Annotated in this window: 28 protein-coding genes; 24 read left to right on the forward strand and 4 right to left on the reverse strand. The window is 63.2% G+C overall.

Annotated elements, in window-relative coordinates:
- The first annotated feature begins 4 nt into the window (after window positions 1-4).
- From K369_RS24685 to K369_RS27155, 8 genes are all read left to right on the forward strand, one after another.
- Window positions 5-877: a phage baseplate assembly protein V gene (locus K369_RS24685; protein ID WP_210165051.1), complete on the forward strand. Its 873-nt coding sequence runs from the start codon at window positions 5-7 to the stop codon at window positions 875-877.
- A complete protein-coding gene (locus tag K369_RS12355; RefSeq protein ID WP_036291562.1) occupies window positions 874-1,254 on the forward strand; it encodes a GPW/gp25 family protein in 381 nt (126 codons plus the stop codon). Before K369_RS24685 ends, K369_RS12355 begins: the two co-directional genes overlap by 4 nt.
- Complete coding sequence (locus K369_RS12360; protein WP_051949521.1) at window positions 1,254-2,183, forward strand: baseplate J/gp47 family protein; 930 nt, start codon at window positions 1,254-1,256, stop codon at window positions 2,181-2,183. Before K369_RS12355 ends, K369_RS12360 begins: the two co-directional genes overlap by 1 nt.
- A complete protein-coding gene (locus tag K369_RS12365) occupies window positions 2,180-2,821 on the forward strand; it encodes a phage tail protein I (RefSeq protein WP_036291564.1) in 642 nt (213 codons plus the stop codon). The genes K369_RS12360 and K369_RS12365 overlap by 4 nt, the downstream gene beginning before the upstream one ends.
- The gene (locus K369_RS12370) at window positions 2,821-5,088 is read left to right on the forward strand and encodes a hypothetical protein (protein WP_036291566.1); all 2,268 of its coding nucleotides are present in this window, start codon (window positions 2,821-2,823) and stop codon (window positions 5,086-5,088) included. Before K369_RS12365 ends, K369_RS12370 begins: the two co-directional genes overlap by 1 nt.
- A 10-nt stretch (window positions 5,089-5,098) precedes the next feature.
- Complete coding sequence (locus K369_RS24690; protein WP_051949250.1) at window positions 5,099-6,352, forward strand: hypothetical protein; 1,254 nt, start codon at window positions 5,099-5,101, stop codon at window positions 6,350-6,352.
- A gap of 35 nt (window positions 6,353-6,387) precedes the next feature.
- A complete protein-coding gene (locus K369_RS26485) occupies window positions 6,388-8,853 on the forward strand; it encodes a hypothetical protein (protein WP_156967871.1) in 2,466 nt (821 codons plus the stop codon).
- A gap of 87 nt (window positions 8,854-8,940) precedes the next feature.
- A complete protein-coding gene (locus K369_RS27155; RefSeq protein ID WP_036291570.1) occupies window positions 8,941-9,156 on the forward strand; it encodes a hypothetical protein in 216 nt (71 codons plus the stop codon).
- Here the strand turns inward: K369_RS27155 and K369_RS12390 are convergent.
- The 3 genes from K369_RS12390 to K369_RS12400 all read right to left on the reverse strand — a co-directional run bounded on the left by K369_RS12390 (window position 9,148) and on the right by K369_RS12400 (window position 11,069).
- The gene (locus K369_RS12390) at window positions 9,148-9,861 is read right to left on the reverse strand and encodes a hypothetical protein (RefSeq protein ID WP_156967872.1); all 714 of its coding nucleotides are present in this window, start codon (window positions 9,859-9,861) and stop codon (window positions 9,148-9,150) included. The two genes, K369_RS27155 and K369_RS12390, sit on opposite strands and share 9 nt — an antisense overlap.
- 80 nt (window positions 9,862-9,941) lie before the next feature.
- Window positions 9,942-10,121, reverse strand: a complete 180-nt coding sequence (locus K369_RS12395) for a hypothetical protein (protein WP_156967873.1) — start codon at window positions 10,119-10,121, stop codon at window positions 9,942-9,944.
- Between the two features lie 165 nt (window positions 10,122-10,286).
- On the reverse strand, window positions 10,287-11,069 hold the full coding sequence (locus K369_RS12400; RefSeq protein ID WP_051949251.1) for an ABC transporter permease: 783 nt from the start codon (window positions 11,067-11,069) through the stop codon (window positions 10,287-10,289).
- 153 nt (window positions 11,070-11,222) lie between these two features.
- On the opposite strand from K369_RS12400, the gene K369_RS12405 reads away from it, so the two are divergent.
- Entirely contained in the window at window positions 11,223-12,056 is an 834-nt protein-coding gene (locus K369_RS12405) for a hypothetical protein (protein ID WP_036291577.1), read from the forward strand.
- A 7-nt stretch (window positions 12,057-12,063) separates the two neighbouring features.
- The gene (locus K369_RS12410) at window positions 12,064-13,590 is read left to right on the forward strand and encodes a hypothetical protein (protein WP_036291579.1); all 1,527 of its coding nucleotides are present in this window, start codon (window positions 12,064-12,066) and stop codon (window positions 13,588-13,590) included.
- Between the two features lie 10 nt (window positions 13,591-13,600).
- Here the strand turns inward: K369_RS12410 and K369_RS12415 are convergent, their stop codons facing one another.
- Complete coding sequence (locus K369_RS12415; protein WP_051949252.1) at window positions 13,601-14,149, reverse strand: site-specific integrase; 549 nt, start codon at window positions 14,147-14,149, stop codon at window positions 13,601-13,603.
- Window positions 14,150-14,252: 103 nt separating this feature from the next.
- On the opposite strand from K369_RS12415, the gene K369_RS12420 reads away from it, so the two are divergent.
- The 14 genes from K369_RS12420 (at window position 14,253) to K369_RS12490 (ending at window position 25,324) form a co-directional block, all read left to right on the forward strand.
- Window positions 14,253-15,224, forward strand: a complete 972-nt coding sequence (locus K369_RS12420; protein ID WP_051949253.1) for an N-acetylmuramidase family protein — start codon at window positions 14,253-14,255, stop codon at window positions 15,222-15,224.
- A 37-nt stretch (window positions 15,225-15,261) separates the two neighbouring features.
- The gene (locus K369_RS12425) at window positions 15,262-15,459 is read left to right on the forward strand and encodes a hypothetical protein (RefSeq protein WP_036291580.1); all 198 of its coding nucleotides are present in this window, start codon (window positions 15,262-15,264) and stop codon (window positions 15,457-15,459) included.
- Between the two features lie 6 nt (window positions 15,460-15,465).
- Complete coding sequence (locus K369_RS27965) at window positions 15,466-15,594, forward strand: hypothetical protein (RefSeq protein ID WP_256380989.1); 129 nt, start codon at window positions 15,466-15,468, stop codon at window positions 15,592-15,594.
- Between the two features lie 201 nt (window positions 15,595-15,795).
- Window positions 15,796-16,086 carry a hypothetical protein gene (locus tag K369_RS12430; RefSeq protein ID WP_198033112.1) on the forward strand — a complete coding sequence of 97 codons (291 nt, stop codon included), beginning with the start codon at window positions 15,796-15,798 and terminating at the stop codon, window positions 16,084-16,086.
- 87 nt (window positions 16,087-16,173) lie between these two features.
- Complete coding sequence (locus K369_RS12435) at window positions 16,174-16,863, forward strand: hypothetical protein (protein WP_036291582.1); 690 nt, start codon at window positions 16,174-16,176, stop codon at window positions 16,861-16,863.
- A gap of 163 nt (window positions 16,864-17,026) precedes the next feature.
- Entirely contained in the window at window positions 17,027-17,353 is a 327-nt protein-coding gene (locus K369_RS12445; RefSeq protein WP_156967874.1) for a hypothetical protein, read from the forward strand.
- Window positions 17,354-17,367: 14 nt separating this feature from the next.
- Window positions 17,368-17,778: a hypothetical protein gene (locus tag K369_RS12450; protein WP_036291588.1), complete on the forward strand. Its 411-nt coding sequence runs from the start codon at window positions 17,368-17,370 to the stop codon at window positions 17,776-17,778.
- 31 nt (window positions 17,779-17,809) lie between these two features.
- Window positions 17,810-19,687, forward strand: coding sequence for a hypothetical protein (locus K369_RS24695; protein WP_051949254.1), 1,878 nt, complete (start codon window positions 17,810-17,812; stop codon window positions 19,685-19,687).
- A gap of 59 nt (window positions 19,688-19,746) precedes the next feature.
- Entirely contained in the window at window positions 19,747-20,280 is a 534-nt protein-coding gene (locus tag K369_RS12465) for a phage major tail tube protein (protein ID WP_036291591.1), read from the forward strand.
- 61 nt (window positions 20,281-20,341) lie between these two features.
- Window positions 20,342-20,728, forward strand: a complete 387-nt coding sequence (locus K369_RS12470; RefSeq protein ID WP_051949255.1) for a hypothetical protein — start codon at window positions 20,342-20,344, stop codon at window positions 20,726-20,728.
- Window positions 20,729-20,831: 103 nt separating this feature from the next.
- A complete protein-coding gene (locus K369_RS12475) occupies window positions 20,832-23,654 on the forward strand; it encodes a phage tail tip lysozyme (RefSeq protein ID WP_036291592.1) in 2,823 nt (940 codons plus the stop codon).
- Window positions 23,654-24,079: a phage tail protein gene (locus K369_RS12480; RefSeq protein WP_036291596.1), complete on the forward strand. Its 426-nt coding sequence runs from the start codon at window positions 23,654-23,656 to the stop codon at window positions 24,077-24,079. The genes K369_RS12475 and K369_RS12480 overlap by 1 nt, the downstream gene beginning before the upstream one ends.
- Window positions 24,076-24,306, forward strand: coding sequence for a tail protein X (locus tag K369_RS12485; protein ID WP_051949256.1), 231 nt, complete (start codon window positions 24,076-24,078; stop codon window positions 24,304-24,306). The genes K369_RS12480 and K369_RS12485 overlap by 4 nt, the downstream gene beginning before the upstream one ends.
- Window positions 24,299-25,324 (forward strand): phage late control D family protein, encoded by a 1,026-nt coding sequence (locus K369_RS12490; protein ID WP_036291597.1) that lies wholly within the window; start codon window positions 24,299-24,301, stop codon window positions 25,322-25,324. Before K369_RS12485 ends, K369_RS12490 begins: the two co-directional genes overlap by 8 nt.
- The last annotated feature ends 68 nt before the right edge of the window (window positions 25,325-25,392 follow it).

The following is a 25,392-nucleotide window of genomic DNA, read 5'->3' on the forward strand; positions in this document are numbered from 1 at the left end:
GCATATGCTCTATCGTCTCATCGCCGAGCTGCAGAAAGAGGTCGCGAATACGCATGAGCAGCTGGCGCGTCTCCGCTGGGCGCATGAGCAATCGGTGATCCACGGTACGGTGACCGATCGCGACAAGGAGAAGGGCGTCAGGATTCAGATCGGCGTCGATGAGAACGGCGATGCGGTCAAATCGCCCTGGCTGCCGCCGTCGCAAATCGCCGGCGCGCGCAAATCCTGGTCGCCGCCCAGCATCGGCCAGCAGCTCAGCCTCCTCTGCCCCGGCGGGGACATTCAGCGGGCCGTGCTCATGCCTTTCACATGGTCGGACGATAATCCGGCGCCGACCGATGATCTCGACGCCGACGTCGACGTGCGCGGAAAGTCGCGCGTCACGCAAAAGGACGCGAGCCTGAAGCGCGAGGTCGACGGCGTCACCGAGACGATGGCGAAGCAGAGCCATTCCGTGACCGTGCATAAGGACGAGCCGTCTCCCGCGACCGTCGACGACGCGCATCCATGGGCGGGCAACGCCGGCGATCTTCTGCATGGCTGGACATTGACCAAGGACGGCGGATTGGAAATGCGGGTCAGCATCGGCGGAGCCGAGCATGCGGTCAAGCTCCATCCGAGCGATGGTGTCACCATCAGCGGCTTCGGCGGCCAGCATTCGGTCACCATCGGGGCCGGCGGAATCACGCATCGATCCGCCGAGCGCGTGACGATAGAGGCCGCGCAGATCGCCCATAATGGCGCGCTGAAGATCGCCGGCTCTCTTCTCGTCGGCGGCGTGGTGCAGAGCGCCGTCGGCTTCCGCGGCAATCTTCAGGGCGTCGCCGGCGGCCTCGGAATTATCTCCGGCCTGCCGGATGCGACGGATTGGCAATGACGAGCGCCGGCGTCGATCGCAGGACGGGCAAGCCTCTCACAGGCTGGTCGCATGTCGTCCAGAGCCTCGAGGTCATTCTCACGACGAGGATCGGCGCCCGCGTGATGCGCCGCCTGTTCGGCTCGGCGGTTCCGGGTCTGATCGGGCGCGAGAATGTGACGCCGGCCGCCATGCTGCGCTTCATGACCGCCTATGCGATCGCGGTGGAGCTCTGGGAGCCGCGCTTCAAGCTGCGCAAATTCGTTTTCCCGACCGCGAGCAATAGCGCCGACCGCCTGCGGCAAGGCCGCCTCGGCTTCGGCGTCGAGGGCGATTATCGGCCGAATGCGCTGGAGGGCGATTACACCGTGGTCATTCCCAAGACGGTGAATATGTGATGGCGGTCGATCTCTCCGGCTCGACGATCGATCTCTCGCGCCTGCCGGCGCCGGCGATCATCGAGGCGCTGTCCTACGAGACATTGCAGAGCGCCTTTCTCGCGCGCTTTTCGACCGTCTGGGCGGCGGCGCGCGCGATCGATTCGAGTTTGCCGGCTTATGACGTCGGGGTGCTGGAAACCGACCCTGTCGTCATCGCGTCGCAGGCATGGTCCTATCTGCGCCTGCTCGATCGCTCGCGCGTCAATGATGCGGTCAAGGCGGTTCTCGCGCCGCTGGCCGCGGGCGACGATCTCGACAATGTGGTCGCGCGCGCCAATGTCCAGCGCCTCGTCGTGACGCCGGCGACGGGCGACCAGGCGGCGGTGATGGAATCCGACGCGCGTCTGCTGATGCGCTATCTGCTCGCCTTTTCCCGGCCGGCGGCGGGAAGCCGGGAGGGCTATCTCTACGACGTCTACACGGCGTTGCCGACGCTCTATCATGCACAGGTCAATGGCCGCGCCGTCCATGGACGCCGCGGCGATGTCGATGTCGTGCTCTCCGGCCCCGCCGGCCGCGATCTCACCGACAGCGAGCTGGCGATTTGCCGGACGGCGCTGCTCGCGGACAATCGCAAGCCGGAGGCGGTCGCGGTGACGGCGCTGCGCGCGACCCGCAACGTCTACGCCGTCGCCGGCGCGATCACCGTCGCCCGCGGCCCAGATGCGGAGACGGTGCGCCTAGAGGCCGATGCGAGACTCGTCGCCACGGCGGCGGATCGCATGCTGATCGGCGGCCTCGTTCCCGTCACCGCCCTCGTCGGCGCGCTCTATGGATCCGGCGTCGTGCTGGCGGCGATATCGGCGCCCGTCTCGGACATTGCGCCGGACCCCTATGCGATACCGATACTCGGCGCGCATGCGATCACGGCGGAGGCGCAGACGTGACGACGCCGGCCGATCTCTTGCCGCAATCGGGCGCCGGCGCGCCCTTCGAGCGCGGCCTGGCGCTCGCCATGGGCGACGCGCTCCCCGTTCCGATCAGGACCGCGCTCGATCCGGCCGCGGCGCCGATCGCCTTTCTGCCCTTTCTCGCCGTGCATGACGGGGTGCGGCTGTGGTTCTCGGATTGGTCCGAGGCGGTCAAGCGCCGCGTCGCGGCGGAAGCGATCGTCGCCAATTTCGAGGTCGGAACGCGGGCGGCGAGCGCGCGATTTCTGTCCTATGTCGATGCGACGATCGTCGCGACAATCGCCTATCCGGCGCGCTTCGTCGTCAATCGCGGCGCGATTGGCCGCACGCCCGTCGCGCACCCGGATTTCACGGCGCGCTATCTGGTCAAGACCGTCACGCACAAGCCGCCGCGGGCTTTCACGCTCGGGCGCGGCGCGATCGGCCGCAAGCCGATCCGCACGCCCTCGCGTGAGCCGTTTCATCGTATCTGCGCGGCGCTGCGCGCGGCCAAGGCGCCCGAGAGCTGGTATCGCGTCGACTTCGCGCATAAGCGCAAATTGACATTCGGTGACGCTCCGCTGCTCGACGGCTCGCATCACGTCGGCGATTTCGTGGACAGGAAGAGGTTCTGATGGACCGCAAAATATTCACTGATGCGGAAGTCGCCGAAGTCACTGATTTCAACGACATCGGCAGCTTCGCGCGCGACGGCGTCGATCATGTCGTCGGCGGCGCGATCGACTATCCGCGTCACTGGGCGGATTTCGCCGTGTCTCAGCTCAATCCGCTGCAGCTGTCCATCTCGGCCGGCTCGCTATTCGCGGGCGCGATCGTCTATCGCAATGCGACAGCGGCGGTCATCAGCGTCCAGAGCTATCTGCCGATTATCTCCAGCGATCGCAAATATATCGCCATCCTGGCGGACGGCGCCGTCGAGACGGTCTCCGGCAACCGACTGGTGGAAGTCGATGCGAACACCGAGGAGACGGTCTCTCAATCGCTGCCGATCGCCGAGACGCGCAAGATCAATTTCACGATCGTGCAGGGCGCGGCCTCTCCGACGCCCGCCAAGCCGGCGATACCTTCGGACCGCTGCTGCATCGCTTTTGTCGAGCTGTCGAACACAGCCATTATCGCGATCGAGATCTTTCAGGACCTGCGCGCGAAGTCGCTCTATGAGGTCGAAGGCCGCATGACGCAGGCGGAGGGGGCGGTCTCGGACGTCCAATCCTCGGTCAAGACCATCAAAACTGATATTCTCTCCATCTATGGGCAGCTCGGCAATATTCCGAGCCCTGTGGCGTTCCGCCAGCTCAAAACCGACGTGGCGCTCATTCGCGTGAAGCTGAAGCTTCCCGACGCGGCGCGCGCCTATTGGTATGATCCCGCGCTGCTCGGCGACGCTTGGGACGCGGCCAATGCATCCTGGCTCGCCCGCATTCGTGAGGGCATACGGTTTCCCTGGGCAGGCCAGCGCGATGCGCAGCTGGCGCTGCTCAGCTCCGACAATCCGTCTCTCACCATCACCGGCAATCTGGCGCTCCCCGTCTGGACGGAGGAGACGCGCATAGAGGTGCTCGGCGACGGCGGCTCCGTCAATATTTCGGAGCTGACGCATACGGTCGTGACGGCCGTGCAGAAGACGCTCTCGCGCACGGTCACGGAATATGGCCCGACGGTCACGATTTGCGAAAATCAGGCCGGCTGGGGCGCGCTCGCCAATCAATCGGTCGGCGCGCTCTTCACGAAGGATGGCGAGACCTTTCAGGTCGTCGCCGATCTCGGCCCCGGCGCGCCATGGCCGGGCCATGAGATTTACGAGGTGCAGCAGGTCATCCAGCGCACGGTTACGGACACCTATTGGGACTACATCACCAATGAGGTCGGCCTCAACGGCTCGATCTATGGCCAGACTTTTCTCAACGCGCAGGCCTCGATCGTCACCAGCGTCGATCTCTCGTTCAAAGGCGTCGGCGTCAATGGCGACGTCCATTTACTCATCCTCGGCTGCTATGACGACGGCGAGCCGAATTTCGACAATGTGATCGCGCATGTCGTCAAGAATGTCATCGATCTTTCGGTCGGCTGGGTGAAATTCTCCATGACGCCGACCTTGCTCGACCCGGGCAAGCGCTACGCCTGGGCGACGGTGACGACGGGGAATCACTCGCTCGAGACGGTCTCCGGCAACAAGTTCGCGCAGGGCTCGCGCTTTCTCTGCACCGATGGCGTCTGGTCGCAGCCTTCCGTCGACAGCGACTTCGCCTTCCGGCTCAATTGCGCGAAATTCGCGACCACGCGAACGGTCGTCGATTTTCAGCCGCTGACGCTCGACAGCGGCATGACGGAAATTCGCATCCTTCACGCCGGTTGGCAGGCCGCCGGCGTCCCGGTCACCTGGCGCATCAAAAATCCGGCGCTGCCGAATGCGCAATGGCAGAGCCTCACGCTCGACAATGCGGACGGCGCCAGCGATCTCATGGGCCTTCCGCCGCTGGTGCAGCTGCAGGCTGTTTTCATCGGCACGACGGAGCTGCAGCCGGCCATTGTTCTCGACGCCAATGCGCGCGGCGTCACCTATCGTCCGCGCGGAGAATGCGTCGCCATCTCGCAATCGCATGATTTCGGCCTTTCGACGACGAGCATTCAGACGGAGACGGAGTTCGATCAATTCGACGCCGCCAAGCATGCAGCGACGCCGAAAATCGTCATCGGCTCGACCGTCTACACGCCGACGAGCGTCGTGGTCACGGTCGACGCGGCCAATGCGAAGAAGCGAAAGCTGCTCGCAGCATTCACCGTGCCGTCGACGACCGCGGCGCGCTATCGCATCGACATGACCTCGACGGAGGTCACTGACGTGCCTTTCGTGCAAGATGTGATGATGACGGCGCTGTGAGGGCTGTGGAATGACCGGGCCATCCGCCGACAATAATTACCATGTCGACCGCACGACGCCGCTCGACGCAGACACGTTCAACGGAATTTTCGGATCGGTCGGGACGCGTCTCACCGCCACAGAGGCGGTGCGCGCCGATTTCGACACGCTGATCGCCGCCGGCACGGCGCAAGCCATCGCCGCCGTGCAGGATGCGATCTCGCCCTACGCCGAGGAGGCGCAAACCAAAGCCGCGCAAATATCGGCCTATCTGACAGCTTATTTGAGCGACGCCAATCCGATCCGCGATGCGGTGCTGACGGCGGTGCTGGGCGGCGTCGCCGCTCGCGGCGACACGCTGGCCAAGCTGCTGGCGCTCATCGATGGCTTCAACCTCTCCAGCATAGACGGGCTGACAGAGGCGCTCGCCGCGCTCGCGCCGCTCGATTCTCCGCAGATCATAGGGGTCGGCACGGTCCTGACGGCGGCGCCCGGCACGAATAGCGCGCAGATCGCCAATTGCGCCTTTGTGGCGGCGGCGCTCGCGGCGCTGGTCAATAGCGCGCCGACGACGCTCGACACGCTCAACGAGCTCGCCAATGCGCTGGGTAGCGACCCGAATTTCGCGACGACGACGGCGACGGCGCTCGGCAACCGCCTGCGCATCGATGCGGATCAGGGCCTCGGCTCCGGCGCCAAGGCGATCGGCCGGACCAATCTCGGCCTCGGCGGCATGTCCATCAAGGACAGCGTCGCGGGCGCCGATCTCCCGGGAGGGAGCTGGTATCGGCTCGCGACCTTGACGGCGAGCAATAGCGCCGAGCTGTTCGATACGGCCAGCCTGCTCTCCGGCTGCATCGAATATGAGATCGTGATCAGCAATCTGCTGCCGAGCGCCAGTGGCGTCGATCTCTATTGTCAAATTCAGAGCGGCGGAGCCTTCCAGGGCGCGAATTACAGCTTCGCCTCGCATACGGCCGACACGGGCGGAAACACATCTTACGGCGCCACCGGCGCCGGCGGAATTTCGATCTCTCGCCCGGGCAATTATACGGCGAATGCGGCTCCCGGCTGCAATGGCAGCATAAGGATCACCGATCCCGCTCAATCGAGCGGCCCGAAAGCGCTTCGCTGGGACACGACGCAGCCGACGACGGTGAGCGACCTTTGTCATGTGACCGGCGGCGGCTGGTGGACCGGCGTCGGCGCTGTGACGGGAATTCGATTTTTCCCGAGCGTCGGCAATTTCGTGAGCGGTGTGATCCACATCAATGGGCGACGCTGATCGTCCCTGTCTTTCCTGCGCACAGGACCTTCGACATGATCCGATATATTCGCGCACTCGCCGCGACGATGATGCTCACCTTCGTCGTCTCGGCCGCGGCCCCGATCATGGCCGCGGCGCCTCTCGTCGTCACCATCAAGACGAATGAGACTTTCGCGCGCAGTCTGACGGTCTCGATTCCCTCCGCGAATTTCCCGCTGCTCGGATCGTTCGCGCTCAGCCTGAAGCATTCGCCCAGCGACGCGTCGCCCGCGCATAGCTTCTCGACGGGGACCGGAAACATCCGGGTTATTTCCACCGACAATACGAACAAGAAGGCGATGCTGGCTCTGCTGATGAGCCAGCAGGATGCGGCGACGCTCTCGGGCAATTATCAGGGCGACCTGACCTATACCGATGGCTCGCGCGTCATCAATGTCGCGCGCTTCGTCTTCCAGGTGACGATCGGCGTCACCAGCGTCAGCCCCTCCTCGCCGCCGGCTTTCGACAATCTCGCCGCGTGGTCGCCGATCACCGATATTTTCGGGACGTCGGATCCGACGATCGTCACCGCGCCGGGCCAGCCGCTCGCGGCTCTCGCGGTGCAGGATATTTGGACTGCGATTTACGGATTCGGCGGCAATTCGAGCGGAGCCTCCACGCCGACGAATGGCCCCGCTGGCGCGCCGATGCTCGGCCAATGGTGGCTCGATACCTCGTCGTCGCCGTATAAGCTACGAGCGTCGGATGGCGCGCAATTCCCGATATTGGCGACGTTGGACGCGACGGGACATGCGTGGTCACTCCTGCCGCCGAGCGTTGGCTATCGTGGCGGCGTCTATGCTGCGACGGCGCCGAGCCATGAATTCGCGACGGGCATTGATACGTCGGGAAGCTTTATCTTCACGCAGCCGGATGTCATAGATTTGTCTGGACTCGGCTATGGCGTCGCGTCTGCGCTCGGTAATGCGGCGAACAGCTTGAATGGTCTTGCGACATTCGGCGCCGTGCAAGCTGTCATGGCGAACAATACAGCGCTTTCGTCGCATCCAACTACATATGCGACAGCAATTGCGAGACTCGGCTATTCGACCCTCGGGGATAGTAGCCCGCTCGTCTTCCTCCCGTCCGGCTCTGTTTGTTCGCTGAATGCGGGCGCCGGCGATGGGTTTTCGCAGGTGCCATCGGCGGACGGTAAATGCTGGTTGGCGCAATTGCCGCCGACAACGTGGGATGGGCGTTGGGCGGGTGTGGACAACACAGGAAGCGCGCCGACGCAAGCGCGGATTCAAGTGCTCATTGATGCGCTTCCGACACGGGGCGGCCGTATTGCACTTCCCTGTGGTTTTTATAATGTTGCGTCCACCATTCACATCGGCGATGGCAACGCGACTACAAAATCTACGCGCAGCGGTGTTCATCTCGTTGGGAGCGGAGATACGCCGGTATCTACCGACCCTGCTACACCTATTGCTTGCGTGCAATTTTCATGGGTTGGTCCTGCCGATGGGAGCCCGACGATAAGTGTCGATGGTCCTCTGAATGGGTGGGGGCTCGAAGAAATATACCTTTACGGAAATAATTCGGGAGGTGGAGGTCTACTGCTTCATGCGGCTTCGGACGGCTACGTGCGCAACTTAACGAGCGCAAGTTTTGTCAATTATGGAATATTCTCGAATACATACCCGTCATCGAATTTTGGCGGCCATGTTTATAATAGCGGTCGAAATATCTGGAAAAATGTTACGGTAATAACCGGGGATTTCGACAACACGACGGGAGTTCGTCTCGACGGCGCTGACGACGGCTCTACTGATACGGCGATAAACACGTTTGAGCTACTCGAGATTCATCTGAACACGACCGGAACCAATCATGGTTCTGGACTTTACCTGCGCGTCACTGATTCTAACTTTTTCACGGGATTGCACATTCAGGGTGCTTACGGCCCAAATTCGTCGGCGGTGTTTTTCGATTTCACAGCGAACAACCTCTATCCGGCGGCTAACGAATTTTGGGCCGGCGACATAAGCAAAGACCCCGGCGCTACCGGGTTACAGTGGAACTATTCGGGCACACCGAGCGATAACCTTCGTCCGAATATTTTGACTGCAATCGGAGAGGCGAACGGCGGAACTTATCCGACGAACATCCCGAAGCTCGATATTGGCCTTCCGCAAAAGACGGCCCCTGACGTTATTATCTCTGGACACGACACAACCACAGTCGCAGGCGATCTCGTCAAACCTGTCTATTCGGGCTTGTATCGCGTTTGCTATTATATCGTGAACAGAGCTACTGGCTCTGCGGGTAGCTGGTCTCTCGGCCTGGGGTGGAATGACGGCGCTGCGCAGTCTACGATCATCAACAGTGTAGCTACCACGGTCGCAAACGCGGAAAGCGATGGTTGTCGCACAGTGTATAATCTCGGAGGTCAGACGATCAGCTATTCTGTGCACGCCACGGGGGTCACAGGGACTCCGACTTTTGATCTGCGCATCACGACCGAGCGTCTGAATTGATTGGTAGCATCCCGCACGCTGCTTCGTGCGGGATGCTACATCTGTAACGGAAAATTACCGCGCCATGCACGCAAAGGAGCCGAAGAGATGAGCGAAGATAAAATCAGCAAGAACGAATTTTACGCTCTGTTTTATGGGATGTTCCTCGGTGCTAATGTCACGATATCTTTGGCTGTCGAGATCATCGCGGTTACTCATGATTATGTCCTGGCAATCATTATGCTGCCATTTGTAATCATGAGCGGAATGGATATATTTTCGGTGCTAAAATCATATTTCGTAAGAAACCAGCAATCATTCTAGCTGCGCGCAATCCGCAACAGCCTCGTTGAGCAGACGAATATCGAGTGATCCAAGTGCATCCCGCCATGCATCTACCTTCCCGGCGAAATGGCCCTCAACGCCATCATGCCATTCGCCGTAATCGCCGACAGTCACGATGCGAAGATCGGATCGGCCCTCGTCCACGATGGCACATGTCGGATTGACGGCGATCAGCGTTGGATCGGCCGCCGGGAATGCGCTGCGAAGCGCGTGGAGGATATCGTCATAGACGGGAGTTGCGGATAGACATGCCGCGCGGCGCGCGTCGTCCAATGCTTGGTGTGCGCCGTCGCGATCGACAAAAAGACACGGGCGGTGGGAGGCGTCGAGCCATTGCGCCGTTCGATCGCCGAGGAATGCATATTTCTCTATCGCGCGGGGAATTTCGCTTCGCCAATTGGCTGCGACACGATGGCTTTCGTCGCGAGGAAACGAATGGTGGAGCAAAATTCCAGTCGGTAGATGCATGACGCTATCGACACCCTCGCCGAGCGAAACGAGATTGAGGGTGTCGTCGGAGATATCGAGACGGAAGCGCGCATCGATCAAGCCTGGAATAGAGGTGATCGGCGTCACAAACCAATCTAATAGGCCTGACCGCTCAACTCCGTAGAAAAATCGCAAGTTATGCGTGATCTCGCATAGTGTCCCGAGTGAGAGAATAAGGTCTGTTTCGATCGGCATTATATCCCCTCACTGACTGTCAAACAGCCGAAGCCCAACATATAATCTGCATATGACAGCAGAGCGCCTAGACTAGATGCTCACCGGTTCCCATAAATGGAACGAAGGCGCTCGCGCGTTTCTGGCGTGGCTTCATCGACTGCCATTTGGCCGAGAAGCCACGCCGAATGCTCGGCAGAGGTCAACTCTCTGGCCTTGGAGTCTCGATCGAGCTCGATGAAAGCGACTATCGCGACCTCCTGAGCCGACAGGCCATTCATGAAATAACGCTCGTCCGTCTGATTTGACCTCACCAAAATCTCTCAGTGATTGTCGGGATGGTCATACCCTACCGGCTCTCCCTTTCGGAAGCAAACCACCGGAGCCTCCCCAAATGGCTCGATCCATCCGGGCCGTCCTCGCGGCGGCGAGGATCTCTGCTTCAGTTATCTCGCCGACAACACATGACCCCGCGTCATGCGCTCGACCAGCAGGCTTACGAAAATCGCCACGATCCCGAACTTCACGACGTAGGCGCGGTCCAGGAATCCTGCCCCCACGCTATCGTAATAAGCGTATCGCATCCATTCGATCGATTGCGCGATCGGATTATAGGATTGTATCGTGCGATAGGGCTCCGGCAGGTTGTCCGGCAAAAAAACAGTGCCTGAGGCAATCCATAGCAAAATGCGGAATACCGCGAACAGCATAGCCCATATTGGGATGATTAGAGCCAGTATTCCGTTGAAGAATCCGAGGCCGACGCCGAGCAGTATAGCGGCTCCATAAGCGCTTGCCGCCTGCTCCAAGTCCCGTGGCATCAGGTTCTCGCCGAAAGCGACGCCGATCACAATGAGAATCAGAACGACAGCGGAGGAGGAAAGAACCTCCAGCACAATGCTCGCGAGCAGGGCGTCCATCACCTTGACTTCTGGAAAGGCGAAAAGCGGCCGACTCGAGAGCACGGAGGTCATCATAAAGGTCGAGAGATAGGATTGCGCTTGAAAAGGGACGGCTCCGGTCGCCACGAAAAGCGTGGTGCTTTCCCCAATGGGAGCGATGCGGCCATTGAGGGAGAAGATTCCGATGATGATCAACGTATGCACGAGGGGCCATGCGATCGCGACCAGATAGCCGAGGCCGTGGCCGAAGTAGCGCGTGCGGATGTTGCGGAGCATCAGCGCCATGATCACGGCCCGCTGGCGAGCAAAAGCCGCTTTTAGGGACATCCGGTCCTCCAGGTAAACGGTCGGGCAAGAACTAGCCCAGCTATCAGCCTGCAACTGGTTTGTGCAATTGCGGCGCCCATAAAGCACGCCTCCCGCCTCCCGGCAAGAATGAGCGGCGGCGCGCTACCTCGTTGTAACCCAAAGGAACATCCTATGAGGCTCCTCACCCTCCTCGCCGCGGCGCTCGCGCTCGCGACAATGATGCTCTGCGCCGCCATTCCGGCGCGCGCCGACACTTCGAATTACTCGATCGCGCCGAACGCCTGGACGCAGATCAGCGCCTCCGGCTCTTTTGACGTCCAGGCGGATTCCCATGGCGCCTATGTGCAGGTGTCGGCGTCTCAGCCGATCGGCGCCGCCGGCGTCAGGCTCGATCCGGGCGCGACCGTGCGGTTCAATGCGCAGGGCTCGGCTCTCTGGGCCAAGGCGGTCAGCAGCTTCACCACGCAAATCTACGTCACGCCGGCGCCGTCCTCCTCGCCGATCAGCATCGATCATTCGACGCCGGGCGCGAGCGATCAGGTCGTCGCCGGCCTCACGCGCGTCGTCTGCGTGACGCCGACGATCACCGCCTCCACCTATTCGGCCAATTATCCGATCGGCGGCGTGCTGACCTTCGCCAATGTGTTCGGCTCGCTCAATCGCGGGATGATTCATACGATCGTGGTGACGAGCAAGACGGCGCAGACGGCGGCGCTGCTCGCCTTCCCATTCTCGGCGGCGCCGGGAACGCCCGCGCAGCTCGCCGATCATGCTGCGGCGAACATCGCCGCCGCCGATGTGCAATATGTCCGCGCGCCGATCTCGCTGGCGAGCCCCTACAGCAACCTCGGCACGATGACCGTCTGGGGAGCCGACGGCGTCGGAAAGCTCTTCCAGAGCGCCGACAGCTCGCTGCGCCTGGTGCTCGTCGCCACCGCCTCGACGTCCGCCTTCGGCTCGACCAGCGACGTGCAGGTCTGCGTCAAAGTCTCTTCCGACAATTGAGGGCGCCATGAAGCTCACGAGACGAGAAGCGCTCGTCGCCGGCGGCGTGACGCTGCTGGCGGCGAGCGAGGCGGCCGCGATGCGCAAGCCCCTGCTCACCCCAAATACGGGCGCTGGGATGGCTCCGTCGCCGTTCGCCCTCTCGCAGCTCCCGGTCGGCTCATATCTCGACTATGACAGCCGCATCAATGTGACGGCCGATGGAAGCAACAAAGTCGCGACGTGGAGCGATGCTAGCGGGACATGGGCGTTTACCGCATCGACAACCGCAGAAAAGCCGACGCTCGCCGCCGATAGTTGGGCGACCGGCATCCCAGTGCTGTCGTTCAACGGCGTCGATGGCGGCAACATACTCCGCGGCGACGAGCCACATATTGACGCCTATCAGTCATTTCTCGTAGCGCGTCGCTCGTCAGCCGATCAGAACGCTGTCGCTACCAACAAGACTCTATATCGGACAGGGCGCGCTGCTGACAATCTGCGCATCATGACTTACATGCAGAGGGCAACCAGCGACACCACGCAAGATCATATCTACGTGCTCGGTCCCGGAGGCGGGTCTAGTCCCGCGAGCGGCGATGGTTTCGGTAAGGGCGTCAAGGCGATAATTGGCGTCAGAGCAGACGGGGCCGCCAATCTCGCATATGTCAACTCGATCGCATCCACCGCAGCGCCCACGGGCGCAGTAACAGAGGCCGGCACGTATATCGGAGGCGACGACTCGGCGACGAGTGTGAGGGCAAAATTTGATCTTGCTCGGTATCTGCGGGTCAATGCAGCGATGCTCCCTGGTGGAGGCGAGCAGGTCGCGAATTACTGGCTCATCGAGGGGGCATTGGCGTGGGAGTATGGACTGCAAGGATCACTACGCGCCGATCATCTATATAAGTCCCACGCGCCGCGCGCGACCGACTACAGCGGCAATAACCGGCTGTGGATAGGCTGGGGAAATTCGCTGACTTACGGCCTCGGCGGGCAAATGGCGAATGCAGCCGCCTATAATGCGGCGGCGCGTGGGCTCACTTGTGAGAATCAAGGCGTCTCGGGCGAAACCAGCGATCAGATTTACGCGCGATTTCAGGCCGCCACCGCGGCGCAGTTGGCGAAGGTCACGTATCTCGGGGATGTTTGGAAAAACGGCGGGACGGACCCGGACGGCCAGTATGAGGCGATGATAGTCGCCGTCGAGGCGGCGCATGGCATGGGCGCGGGGAACGCGCATCTCGTCATCGTCGGCGATTGGATCGGTTTTATTGCGGGGTCCACCGAGTATAGCAACCCTGGCCGGATCGCGATCGATGCGAAGAATGCAGCCATTGCTGCCGCCCATCCAAACTACTACCTGGACCTCTTTAATTTGCTCGTCGCTCTCGGAGCGCCCAGCGGGCCATATCCAGACGCGACAGCCTACGCAAAGGGTTGGGTGCCAGATGCGCTCAGGACTGGAGATACGCTCCATCTCAACGCAACCGGATACATCGAAGCAGCTAAGATCGTATCTGCGTTTATCCGAGCCAAAACGTGGGACCTTTGACCCACACGCCCTAACCTAGGATGGGGGCGCCGAGCGCGATGAGGCGTCGGATCATCTCGTCGGTCAGATGGCGGATGGAATTTGTGCCGGTCTTCGTCTTGCGCAGGAGCGCGGTTTTCGACGCGACGTCGATATCCGACCATTGCAGGGCGATAGCCTCGGAGACCCTCGCCGCCGTCGTCGCCATGAAAAGGACGAGGGCCGCGATGTGGGGCAGACGGTCCTTCTCGCACTGCCGGATGAATGTGGCCAGCCAGACTTGCGACGCCGGGCTTTTCCGCTTCGGCTTGCCCTCTTTGAAGCGCGGAACGCGCACATAAGGACACCAGCCGCGCTGGTAGGCGTGCAGGATCACAGCGCGCGCGGGCGTGATGGCCATTCGATTTTTCGATGAGGCCGAATGCTCCGGGTAGAGCGCATCGGCCATTTTACGAATGTCGAATGGAAAGATTTCGTCGAGCGGCGTCTCGCCGAAATAGTCGAGGACCGGCGTCAGATATCTTTGGGAGCCGCCATTGTCGAGATAGCTCGCTGCGGCGTGACTGAAACTCTTACGCATCTTCTTGCTCCTGAAAGCAGCAGATCGCGCACGTTAGTAAAAAATTAACATGAGTACAAGCCCCGAGCGACGTTGTTTGGGGCCTCACGTGAAAGGTCCCCAAATGGTGAATAAGCTGGACGCCCCGACGGGGTCTCTCGACGCGCGCGCAATTCAGCGCGCGCTCAACGCCAAGGGCGCGCAGCTCGCCGAGGATGGTGCGCTCGGCCCGGCGTCGCGCTCGGCGATCTATGCCGCCGTGCAGGCCTGCGTCGGCGGCGTCGCGGCGCCGTGGAGCGCCGAGCGGCTGCGCCTCGCATTCGAGCAGATCATGCTGCGCGACGCCGGGCTCTATCGCGGTGCCATCGACGGGCTCGCCGGCCCGGCGACGCGCGCGGCGCTCGGCAAATGGGGCAAGCCGGCGCTCGTCGTCCCTGTGGCCGCTGCCCCCGCGTCGGCGCCGCCGAGCTTCGCCGGCGCGGCGCGGCGCATCACCGAGGCGGATATTGCCGCGGCCGCGCGCTCGATCGGCTGCGAGGTCGCGGCGCTGCATGCGGTGATGGATGTGGAGTCGCGTGGATCCGGCTATGACGGTCGCGGGTGCCCGGTGATCCTGTTCGAGCCGCATGTTTTTTATCGGCAGCTCGCGAAGCTCCCGAGCTCCACCTATGACGCCTGCCTCAATCGCGCTGTGCTCGCCGGCCTCGCCTATGCGCATTGGCGCAAGGGCAATTATCCAGGCGGCTCGGCGCTCGAGCAGAGCGATGGCAATTATGCGCGCCTCTCTCGCGCCATCGCGATCCACGAAGAGTGCGCCTATCGCGCGATCTCGATCGGCATGGGCCAGGTGCTCGGCGAGAATTTCGAGGCCGCCGGCGCCGCGAGCGCCGTCGAAATGTTCGCGGCGGCGAAGGAGAGCGAGGCGGCGCAGCTCGGCCATATGCTCGGCTACATCAAGCATGCGCAGCTCGACGACGATATTCGCGCGCGCAATTGGGAGACATTCGCGCGCGGCTACAACGGCTCTGGCCAGGTCGTGATGTATGCCGACAAGCTCGGCGCGCAATTCAAGAAGTGGTCGAAGCGCGCCGCATGATGCGCGGCTCGTCAAATTTCCGAGAAGGAAGATCGCAATGGGAAAGTTTCTGGTCTACGCGGCCTATGCTGCCGCCGTCGGCGCAATCGCGCTCGGCCTATTCCTGCATGAATTCCCGCATCCCGATCGCACGACGGCCACCATAGCGGTCGTCATATTTCTCGTCGCATGCGCGCCGGCCTTCTATCGCCTATGGGCCGATCTGAAGAAGGTCTATGTGCCGCCGAAGGACTGACGCGCCATGCCGCCGGACGATCGCGACGCGCTCTTGCTGATCGTGGCGAGCGCATGCGCGGCGTTCGCGGCGATCTATCTCGTCAAGCTTCTCCCCGCCATTCTCTACGCCGCCCGCTGGGGCGTGCCGGAGTAGCGCGCAGTTATCAACTGGCGCTCAACAACTGAAAGCTCCTCACATGTCGAAAATCATCAAGCGCGCGGCGCTCGCCGCGTTCGCCTTCATCGCGTTCGTGCTGGTGTCGCCGCTCCTGAATGTCGTTTGGCTCGCCATCACCGGGCAGAGTTTCAACTGATCCGAGCCGGCGGTTTCCAGCAATAGACGAGGATTAAGCAAATGACCACGATGCGCGCGAAGCTGCAAGTCGGAATGGTGCAAGAGCATTTCACGACGGATTGGGCTGATCCGAACAATCAAGACGCGGGAGTGAAGGTGAAGACGGGCGAGACGCTCACCATGCATGCCGTCTGCAAAAATCAATATGATGAGAGCGGCTTGGACGAAGACAACACCTTCGCGAAATATTCTCCTGGCGCGTCGCTCTCGATTCAGATCGCCAACGAGGCGCTCTGGGGGAAATTCAAGCACGGCGACAAGTTCTACGTGGACTTCACGCCTGCGGACTGACCGCGTTCCCTTTCGCGCGCGCGGCGTCCCGGCGGGGCCGCGCGCAATCGCGATGCAGTGACCCGCCAATAATCGAAAGATCGGAATATGAAAGCTCTGTTCGCACTTACCGTCGTGGCGGTTCTAGCCGCCCTGATATTCCCGTCGGCGCCGATTTCGTTTCTGGCGATCGGCTTCGTCATCGGCGTGGCCTATAAGCCGGCGCTGCTGAATATCGCGCGCATTCTCATGGTGACGATCGCCACGGCGTTCCTGGCCGCTTGCGAGATTGTCTCCGCCGTTCGCACGCCCGCGGCCCGGATCGTCGCCCGCCTCGCCCTCGTCGCCGCGGCTATCGCCGGCACGATCGCGCTCAGCGTCGGCGCCGCCTATGCTGCGGACGCTGTCGCCGCGCCGGCGGCGTCGACCGTCTCCATTCCCTGGGGCGATTGGATCTCTGGCCTGCTGGCGACGAGCGGCTCGATCTTCCTCGCGGTGGTCTCGTGGGGCGTCAAAAGCTTTCTGCCCTCCTATGTGCAGACGTTTTTGACCAATGACGTGATCGCCAAGGCCGTGGACTATGCACTGGCCAGCGTCGCGGGCGCGGTGCGCAACGAGACGGCGACCGTGCCGGTCTCCAATGAGGTGATCGCCGCGGCGCTGAAATGGATCGTGGCTTATGAGCCCAAGGTGGCGAAATGGGCCGGCGACAATCTGGAGCCGCTGATCATCGCGCGCCTCTCGGCGCTCAATGTCATCCCGGCGACGGCCAGCGCCTCGACCCTCGGTGCGAGCTGACCCATGGGCGCGCTCGCAACATTCGCGAGCGCGGTTCTCGGCAAGCTCCTCGGCCCGGCATTCGAAGCGCTCCTCGGGGCGCTTCGTCTCCGGCGCCAGGACAAGGATCGCGTCGCTACCCACGAAGAGGCGGCGGTCGCCGAGGCCGCAGAGGAGACATCCGATGTGGTCGCAGATATCGCCGATGCGCGCAGCGCTCTGCCTGGCGCTGCTGCCGATGCTCACGAGCTCGCTCGCCGGCTGCGCGCCCGCAAAGCTGGCTCCGACGTTGGCGGCGCGAGCCGCGAATAAGGAGCCGGCGGCGCGGCGCTTGGAAATACAGCGCAAGCTGGCGCCGGTATGTCCGGTTCCTTTGTCGGACGCGGCGCTCGATCGCATGGCCGATTATGCCGAGGCGCACCCGGACAAGGATGGGCTCGCGATCGTCAATGACGCCGCGCGCCTCGACGCAGAGGCGCGCGTGTGCCGCGGGATGCAAGTCAAGAGCTGAGAGGAGGTCGGCGAATGCCGGATGCGAGCAGTCACGATATTTCGGAACAGGCGGCGACGATTATCGCGGCGCTCGGCGGCGGCGGCGTCGTCGGCGCTTTCCTGCGAGAGGCGGCGTCATGGCTGCTCGGACACGGCAAGCAGGGCGCGGAGGCGAAGAAGATCAACGCCGAGGCGGAGCGCGCGCTCAACGAGCTGGTCGATGATCGCATCAAGCTGCTGCTCGATGCGGAGGCAAAGGCCAATGCCCAGCTGCGAAGCGATCTCGCACGCTGCTGGCGTTATATCGAAAAGCTGCGCGCGCATATCGAAGAAATTCGCGCGCTGCTCGTGGAAAACGAGATCACGGCGCCACGGCCGCCCGCATTCGACGCGCCGGATCAGCCGCCGAACGGCGATGTGCGCGATCTCAAGCACATCGTGTGATGACGAAAATCATATTCACGGAGCCTCATCAATGACCTCCCCTACCTATGGTCTCATCTTCAATCGTGACGACACCGATCCGCGGCCGGCGCAGGCCTCCGATCTTTCGGTGATCGGCCTGGTGCTGCCGAGCGATGACGCGCGCGCCGATTTCTTGCCGCTGAACGAGCCTGTCGCTTTCGACAGCGGCGATCCTGTGGCGCTCGCGAAGATCGGCACGGGCGATCTCTACAAGGCGGTGACGGCGATCGACGATCAGCTGGCGGATCTGCAGACGAGCGCGCGCATCGTCGCGGTGCGCGTCGCCGCCGGCGGCAATGATGCGGCGATGATCGCCAATATCATCGGCGCGCGCAACGGCAGCTCGGCCAATGGCCATACCGGCACGGGAATCTATGCGCTGTTGCGCGCGGGATCGCAGGCCGGCGTCATTCCGCGGCTCATCGGCGCGCCGGGCTATACATGGCAGACGAGCGCGTCCGGCGGCTCGACCGATGTTTCGCGAGCGACGAAAGCCGGCGGCAACACCGGCAATGGCGCGATGACGCTCGCCTCGCCGGCTTTTCTCGCCGGCGTTCAGGCGGGCGTCTATCAGGTCCGCTGCATCGGCGGCGCGCGCTCGGCCGCGAGCGCCGCCAAGAGCGGCAACACGGGCAATGGCGTCGTGAGCGGCCTCGCCGCCAATGCGGCCGCGGCGGTGGGCGTCTGGCGGGCGATCTTCGACGGCGTCGCGACAAATGGCGGCGCTTTCGCGGTGGTGCGGCCGGATGGGACCTTCGACGGCGTCGGCGTCGTCGGCGTCGCCTATTCCAGCGCGTCCGCGCCGGGATTGAGCTTCACGATCGGCGACGGCGCGACGGATTTCGTCGCCGGCGACGAGTTCGACATAACGGTCGCGGCCGCCGTGCCGGCCAATGGGGGCGTCTTTTCCGTCACCGATCCGCATGGGGTCGCGCTCGCCAATGCGACCGTCGGCGCCGCTTACGCGACGCAGATCGGCTTTACCATCGCCGATGGCGCGACGGATTTCGCGATCGGCGACGGCTTCGACGTCACAGTGTCGATCGTCGACGCCGTCATCACCGCCAATCCGATCTGTGCGGCTCTGCCCTCGGTGCTCAACGCGCTGCTGGCGCATTCGATCGTCGGAGGTCCCGGAACGGGCGTCGCCAACGCCATCGCCTGGGAAGAATCGCTCGGCTCCGGCCGGCTCATTCCGATCGACGCATGGACCGTCGTCTCGGATGGCGTGAACACGCGCTATGAGGACGGCGTGGCGCGCGCGCTCGGACTCGCCGTGCGGACCGATTTTCTGCATGGCGGCTATCCGTTCTGGTCTTTCGCCGGCCAGCAGATGCGCGGGATCGTCGGGCTCAAGACCTATTACAGCTTCTCGCTCGTCGATGGCGCGACGGAGGGCCAGGAGCTGCTCGCCGCGCATATCGGCGTGGTCGAGCGCGGAGAGGTCGGGGTCGAGACGGCGATCGCCAGCAATGGCTTCGTCTTCGCCGGGCTCTGGAATGCGGACACGGATCCGAACTTCTGGTTCTACAACAAGTCGCGCGGGCGCGATTGGGCGCATCTGGCGCTGCTCAAATCGATCCGCCTGCGTCTCGGCGTCGACAATGTGACCTCGCATGGGGTTCAGGCGGTGCTCAACGATATGACCGCGATCGGCCAGGAGGCGCTGCTTCAGGAAGGCTCGATCGGCTTCCGCGTCGGCTTCGAGTCCTCGCGGAATTCTCCGACCGATCTTCGGCAGGGCAAGTTCCGGGTCTTCTTCCAGAGCGAGGAGCCGGCGCCGATCGCGCAGGTCACGATCGATTCCCGGCCCTATTACGAGGCGCTCGTCGAGGAGCTGGCGACGCTCGTCACGCAATCGGCGACGATCGTCGGTCAATTCGCCTGATCGCGGCGCGCGCTCTCGCGCGCGTCGTCTCTCTTTCTCGCACCATCGGAGATAGTCTCATGGCCGCATCGGTCATCATTTGGGAAGCCGCGAATCTGTTCGCCGGCGACGACGGGCCGAATAATTCGAAACATCTGACGCTGCAGGCGATCATGCTGCCGCAGCTCAAGGAAAAATCGGCCGAGCATCATGCCGGCGGCTCGATCGGCGCGCTCACCATCGGCGGCCTCGGGCTCGAGGCCTTCGAGCTGAGCTTCAAGCTCATCGGCGCTGATGCGCAGACGAAGGCGATGTTCGGGCTCGGCACGCAGGCTGTGAAGCCCTACACTGTCTATGGCGTGCTGCGCGACAAGAATGGCGGCCGCGCGATCGAGCGCAAGGTCGTCGTCTTCGGGCGCTTGCTCGAGCTCAATGAGCAGGAGCATGAGCGCGGCAAGCTGGGCGAGCAGGATCACAAGGTCGGCGAGATCACCCATTACGAGCTGTATGAGGACAAGCAGGAAATCTATTATTATGATTTCTTCAACTCCACATGGCGCGTCAATGGCGTCGATCGCAACGCGGATATGAACGCGATCCTGCGCATCAGCTGAGAAATGTCGTCACGGCGCGGCGCGGATAGCGCTGCGCCTTTTTTCATGAAAGGCTCGATCCATGGATGATGGAAACACAGATGTCGTCGCCGCTGCGCCGGAGCCGGAAGCGCCGAAATTCGTCGGCGGCGCGGCGCGCTTCAAGAGCGTCACGCTGGCATGGCCGCTCGCCTATGACGGCGCGATCTATGATCATGTCAATCTGCACAGGCTGACGGCGAAAGAGGTCGCCGATTGGGTCGAGAGCATCAAGGAAAAGGATTCTGTGCGCTTCCCGATCTATCGGGACGATTCCGGTGCGAGCATCCCCGATGTCGTTCTCGATGCGCTGGACGATGACGATCGCCTGGCTCTGGACGAGGCCGCAAAAGATTTTTTGCCCCGCCGGTTCCAGGACGTCGAGAGCGACGGTTCTGGCCCGGCGGCTGGCGGCACTATCGCGCCCTGATCGGACGCAACATGGGCTGGAGCATGACGGAAATCATGTCCATGCCCTGGGATGATTTCATCGCCGAGCTGATCGAGGCGCGCGAGATGATGGGGATCGATTGATGGCAAGTCTGACGAGCTCCTTGACGGTCAAGCTCATCGATGATGTCACGCGTCCCGCGCGCAATGTCGGGCAGGCGCTGAAAGATGCGGAGAATGCGGCAAAGGCCGTCGCCAAGGGCATGGCGAATACGGGGGCGACGGATCGGTTCACGCGGTCGCTCTCCGGGCTCAAGCTCTCGGCGAAGGATGTCGAGGCGGTAGCGACGGCCTGGAAGGATTACGCCAAAACGCAAAAGCTCGCCGGCGACGCCGCGAAATGGACGAAGGGGCAGTCGGCGGACGTCAAGGCTTGGGAACGCGCGCAGGTCGCGGCGCTGCGCAATGTGAAGCGCGAGCAGCAGGCGTTCTATCGCGATCTCGCCGCTGCGCAGCGCGCGGCGGGGGGCGGCTCCGGCCTCGGCCTCATCGCGGGAATGTCCGCGATCGGCGCCGGGCGCTCCGCCAGCCTCTCGTCGAGCCGACGAATGATCTCCGGCATGTCCGGCGCCGGCGGTTCCGGCCTGCTCACGCCCGGCGGCGCGGCGGCCATGGGCGCGCTCGCCGGGAAATTCGGTCATGTGCTGCCGCTCGCCGGCGGCTATATCGGCTATGAGGCGATCACCAAGCTGGTCGAGGGAGCGGCGGAGCGCGGCCATGTGCTCACCGGCGCGCGACTGGCGGGGATAAAGCCCGACGAGCTGGCGCGCGCGGAGGCGGCGGCGAGAAAGGCGGCGCGCGGCGCGCCGAATATGAGCGTTTCGGAAATCCTCGAGCTGTTCAAGGAAGGGCGCTCCGCAGTCCAGCATCCCGAGGAAATGTTCGAGCTGCTCGGCCCGCTGGCCAAGGCCGCGAGCGTGCTCAAAGGCATGGGCGTCGAAAACGCCAATCTCGCCGATCTCGTGAAAGGCGGGGAATCGCTCGGCCTCATGAATGATCCAAAACGGTTCCGCGCCTATCTCGAAGGCCAGGTGCGCGCCATGCAGGTCATGGGGCGCACGATCTCGACGGAACAGATTTACGAGGCGGCGAAATATTCGAAGAGCGCCGGCGCGACGCTTTCCGACGAGTTTCTGAACACGACCATGCCGTCGCTCATACAAGAGATGCACGGCAGCTCCGCCGGCGATGCGCTGGCGATGCTGACGCGCACCCTGCGCGGCGGGTTGCAGAAGCGGCATATGCCGGCGCTGCTCATGAACCAGCTCGGCCTGCTCTCCGAGCCCGGGAAAATCCGCTATGCGAAAGGCTCTCGCGAGATCATGGGATATACGGGCAAGGTCAAAGGAGACGATCTGCTCGCCTCTGATCCTGGCCGATGGTTCACAGAAATTTTCAAGCCGGCGGCTGTGCGAGGCGGCTATAAGACATTTTCCGATCAGGTGCGGCTGCTGAACCAGGTGCTGCCGTCGACGGCGGCGAACCTCGGCCGGATTCTGATTCAGCAGGAAGAGACGCTGAAGGCGCATCGTCGGCTCTATCATGAGGCGATGTCGCTCGAAGAGGGCGTCAAGGCGCAAAAGAATGATCCGAAAGCGACGCTGAAGGAGCTATCGGCGGCGCTGGACGATCTCGGCGCCGCGGCTTTGGAGGCCGTGCCTGTCTCTGGCTTTCTTCATGGCCTCGCAACGGCGATCCGCGTGCTGTCGAGCGTGATCGAGGGCCGTAATCCGTTCAAAAATCATGACCCTCATGCGGCCGCGAAGGACGCGGCGATCGAGCGCAAGGCGCATGAATGGTGGCGCTCGCTCGGCGTCACAATGCCTTGGTGGGACGATGAGGAGCCGCAGAGCGAAGCGGCGAAGCCGAAATCCGAGAATGGCGGACGCGGGGCGCGTCATGGCGTCGCCCAACGGGAAAAAGCGCTCTCCGACGCCAAAAAGGAATCATCCGATTTCTGGAAAGACTTTTGGAAAAAAGCGACGGAGGGGCTCGGCAAGGCTTTCGGCGTCTCGGCCGCTCATGCGGATACGGTTCCGTTCCGCATCGGCTATGGCCGCGCCTCGCTGGGGCGACGGGCGGCGCTGGGAGGCGGCGGCGCGCCTCGGCTGATCGGGGCCGGCGCGTCGCTTTCCGGTCCGCAATCCGCGGCGGCGATTCGCGCGCGCGCCGGCGCGATGGAGGACCTCGATGTGGGCGCCGGGGACGGCGACGGCGGCGTTCCGCAGGGCGGCCTCGGAGCTCGCGGCCGCGCGCTCATGGAGCGTCTCATCCGCGTGCATGGCTGGACGCCCGAGGCGGCAGCGATCGCCGCGGGCAACGCCCAGCAGGAGAGCGAGATCATGAGCAATGGCCGGCCGGGCGATCGCGGCACGGCGCATGGCCTGTTTCAATGGCGGAATGAGCGCTTCGCCGCGCTCAAGGCCTTCGCCGCGGCGCGCGGCAAGCCCTGGACGGATTTTGCGACGCAGGTGGATTTTTTCGCCCGCGAGGCGCGTTCTCGAAGCGGCACGCGCGGATGGGCGAATGTCACCGATCTGCGTCGCGCGGGCGCGATCGGCTGGGACTTCGAGCGCTACGGCGACAATTCGACCGGCGCGCGCGTCGCAAATGCACGACGATGGCTGCGCGGATATCGGGCCAATCCACAGGAGACCGCCGCCGGGCGCCGGCAATCCATGCTCCAGACCTATCGTGACGAGCATATGGCCGCGGTCGGCGGCCGGGCGAGCTTCGATGTCGATTCTGCGTCGTTGCATGCGCATAACGAGGCGCTGCGGGAGACTGTGCAATTGCGCAGGCAGCTCGGCTGGGGAGGATCCGTCGATCGCGGCCAGGCGATGCAATCGCTCGCGCAGCTGCGGCGCGCTGGATATGGGACGGGCGGCCTTCAGGGGGACGGGTAATGCTCTATCAGCTCGGAACCGTTCAATTCGACGTCGCCCCTGTCAATGTCGCCGAGATGGAGCGCGAGGTGGGCGCGGATTTTGCGGCGAAGGATATTGTCGGCGGCCCGCGCCCGCGCGAATTCGTCGGCGAGGCGGATGAGCCTTTGCGTCTCTCCGGCACGCTCTATCCGGGAAAGTTCGGCGGGCTTGGCGGCCTTTCGACGCTCGAGACGATGGCGCGGAGCGGACAGCCGCAAATGCTGGTGCGCGGCGACGGGACGGTCTTCGGCTGGTATTTCCTCGAGAGGCTGCGGCAAAAGCAGGGCTATCTCAACAATCAGGGCATCGGCCGGGAAATCACATTCGAAATTTCGCTGATGAAATCGCCGAAGGCGGCTTCGTCGCAAGCCATGCTCGGCACATTGATGAGCTTGTTCGCATGACGATCGACGTTCTCATTGTCGAGACCGAGCGGACGACGCTCGATCTGCTGCTCTGGCGCTATTATCGCCGCGAGGTCGCGGGGCTCGTCGAGGATACGCTCGTGCGCAATCCGGGGCTCTCTGCGCTCGGCGCCATTCTTCCGGTCGGAACCGCGGTCAGCGTCTTGCGGCCGGCGGCGGCTTCCGCGGCGGCGACGGCGGCCGAAGTGGTCTCGCTCTATGATTGAGGGCGTCTCCTACACGATCTCCGTCGACGGGACCGAGGTCACCGAGCGATTCTCGCCTTATCTCCTCTCGCTCGCGCTGAGGCTCTATGACGGCGGGATGAGCGACGCCCTGGAGCTGCTGCTCGACGATCTCGGCGGAAGGATCAAGCTGCCGCGGGTCGGGGCGGATATTTCGGTGAAGCTCGCGTGGAAGTCGGGCGGCCAGGCTGTCAATTTCCAGGGGACGACCGATGAGCCGCACAGCCGCGGAGGCCGTAGCGAAGGCTTCGTGCTGGCGCTGACCGCATCGGGCGTCGATTTCGTCGGGCCGGCGAAGCAAAAGCAGCAGGGCCACGCCGATAATATGACTTTCGAGCAGGCGGCCCAGAAATGGGCCAAAACGGCAGGACTGACCGTTCAGGTCGATTCGTCGCTGGCGAAAATCCGACGCGACTATTGGCAGATCGGAAACGAGAGCTTCCTCGCCTGGGGCAAGCGAGTGGCGGAGGAGATCGGCGCGACTTTCAAGGTCTTCGGGACGCGGGCCGTCTTCGTGCCGCGCAATTCGGGGAGCTCGACCAGCGGCCGGGCGCTCGCCGGCGTCTCGGCCGTCTATGGCCAAAACCTCGTCTATTGGGATTTGACGCCGCTGCAAAGCCGCCCGCGCTATAAGACGGCCGTCGTCTGGCTCTATAATCCGAAGACCGGGAAATATGAGCAGGTTCAGGCGTCCGCCGATTCCGCGGCGAAATCGAGCCATGTGGACACGCGGCGCTTTCCGAACCGCAGCCAGGCGCAAGATCGCGCCGACGCCAACGCCGACGAGATCGCGCGCGGCAAGGGCGGCGGCGCCGTCATTATCGACGGCGAGGCGGCCGCGCAGCCGCAAGCTCCCCTGACGCTCTCCGGCGTGCGCAGCGGGATCGATGGCGAATATCGAATCACCGGCGTCGTCCACCGCCTGGCGCGATCATCTGGATGGCTGACGGAGATGGAGGTCGAAGAACCGCAGGGCGCGGCCGGCGAAGACGCGCGATAGGCCGCTGCATGGTCGAAAAGCTTCAGGCCCCGCTGGTCCGCCGGCGGGGCTTTTTGCTGTCTTGGGCC

This window comes from Methylosinus sp. PW1, from assembly GCF_000745215.1.
Taxonomy (GTDB): domain Bacteria; phylum Pseudomonadota; class Alphaproteobacteria; order Rhizobiales; family Beijerinckiaceae; genus Methylosinus.

Coding starts and splice junctions, on each gene's coding strand:
- K369_RS24685 (WP_210165051.1), top strand. CDS start 5: ATGCTCTATCGTCTCATCGCCGAGCTGCAGAAAGAGGTCGCGAATACG.
- K369_RS12355 (WP_036291562.1), top strand. CDS start 874: ATGACGAGCGCCGGCGTCGATCGCAGGACGGGCAAGCCTCTCACAGGC.
- K369_RS12360 (WP_051949521.1), top strand. CDS start 1,254: ATGGCGGTCGATCTCTCCGGCTCGACGATCGATCTCTCGCGCCTGCCG.
- K369_RS12370 (WP_036291566.1), top strand. CDS start 2,821: ATGGACCGCAAAATATTCACTGATGCGGAAGTCGCCGAAGTCACTGAT.
- K369_RS24690 (WP_051949250.1), top strand. CDS start 5,099: ATGACCGGGCCATCCGCCGACAATAATTACCATGTCGACCGCACGACG.
- K369_RS26485 (WP_156967871.1), top strand. CDS start 6,388: ATGATCCGATATATTCGCGCACTCGCCGCGACGATGATGCTCACCTTC.
- K369_RS27155 (WP_036291570.1), top strand. CDS start 8,941: ATGAGCGAAGATAAAATCAGCAAGAACGAATTTTACGCTCTGTTTTAT.
- K369_RS12390 (WP_156967872.1), bottom strand. CDS start 9,861: ATGCCGATCGAAACAGACCTTATTCTCTCACTCGGGACACTATGCGAG.
- K369_RS12395 (WP_156967873.1), bottom strand. CDS start 10,121: ATGAATGGCCTGTCGGCTCAGGAGGTCGCGATAGTCGCTTTCATCGAG.
- K369_RS12400 (WP_051949251.1), bottom strand. CDS start 11,069: ATGTCCCTAAAAGCGGCTTTTGCTCGCCAGCGGGCCGTGATCATGGCG.
- K369_RS12405 (WP_036291577.1), top strand. CDS start 11,223: ATGAGGCTCCTCACCCTCCTCGCCGCGGCGCTCGCGCTCGCGACAATG.
- K369_RS12410 (WP_036291579.1), top strand. CDS start 12,064: ATGAAGCTCACGAGACGAGAAGCGCTCGTCGCCGGCGGCGTGACGCTG.
- K369_RS12415 (WP_051949252.1), bottom strand. CDS start 14,149: ATGCGTAAGAGTTTCAGTCACGCCGCAGCGAGCTATCTCGACAATGGC.
- K369_RS12420 (WP_051949253.1), top strand. CDS start 14,253: ATGGTGAATAAGCTGGACGCCCCGACGGGGTCTCTCGACGCGCGCGCA.
- K369_RS12425 (WP_036291580.1), top strand. CDS start 15,262: ATGGGAAAGTTTCTGGTCTACGCGGCCTATGCTGCCGCCGTCGGCGCA.
- K369_RS27965 (WP_256380989.1), top strand. CDS start 15,466: ATGCCGCCGGACGATCGCGACGCGCTCTTGCTGATCGTGGCGAGCGCA.
- K369_RS12430 (WP_198033112.1), top strand. CDS start 15,796: ATGACCACGATGCGCGCGAAGCTGCAAGTCGGAATGGTGCAAGAGCAT.
- K369_RS12435 (WP_036291582.1), top strand. CDS start 16,174: ATGAAAGCTCTGTTCGCACTTACCGTCGTGGCGGTTCTAGCCGCCCTG.
- K369_RS12445 (WP_156967874.1), top strand. CDS start 17,027: ATGTGGTCGCAGATATCGCCGATGCGCGCAGCGCTCTGCCTGGCGCTG.
- K369_RS12450 (WP_036291588.1), top strand. CDS start 17,368: ATGCCGGATGCGAGCAGTCACGATATTTCGGAACAGGCGGCGACGATT.
- K369_RS24695 (WP_051949254.1), top strand. CDS start 17,810: ATGACCTCCCCTACCTATGGTCTCATCTTCAATCGTGACGACACCGAT.
- K369_RS12465 (WP_036291591.1), top strand. CDS start 19,747: ATGGCCGCATCGGTCATCATTTGGGAAGCCGCGAATCTGTTCGCCGGC.
- K369_RS12470 (WP_051949255.1), top strand. CDS start 20,342: ATGGATGATGGAAACACAGATGTCGTCGCCGCTGCGCCGGAGCCGGAA.
- K369_RS12475 (WP_036291592.1), top strand. CDS start 20,832: ATGGCAAGTCTGACGAGCTCCTTGACGGTCAAGCTCATCGATGATGTC.
- K369_RS12480 (WP_036291596.1), top strand. CDS start 23,654: ATGCTCTATCAGCTCGGAACCGTTCAATTCGACGTCGCCCCTGTCAAT.
- K369_RS12485 (WP_051949256.1), top strand. CDS start 24,076: ATGACGATCGACGTTCTCATTGTCGAGACCGAGCGGACGACGCTCGAT.
- K369_RS12490 (WP_036291597.1), top strand. CDS start 24,299: ATGATTGAGGGCGTCTCCTACACGATCTCCGTCGACGGGACCGAGGTC.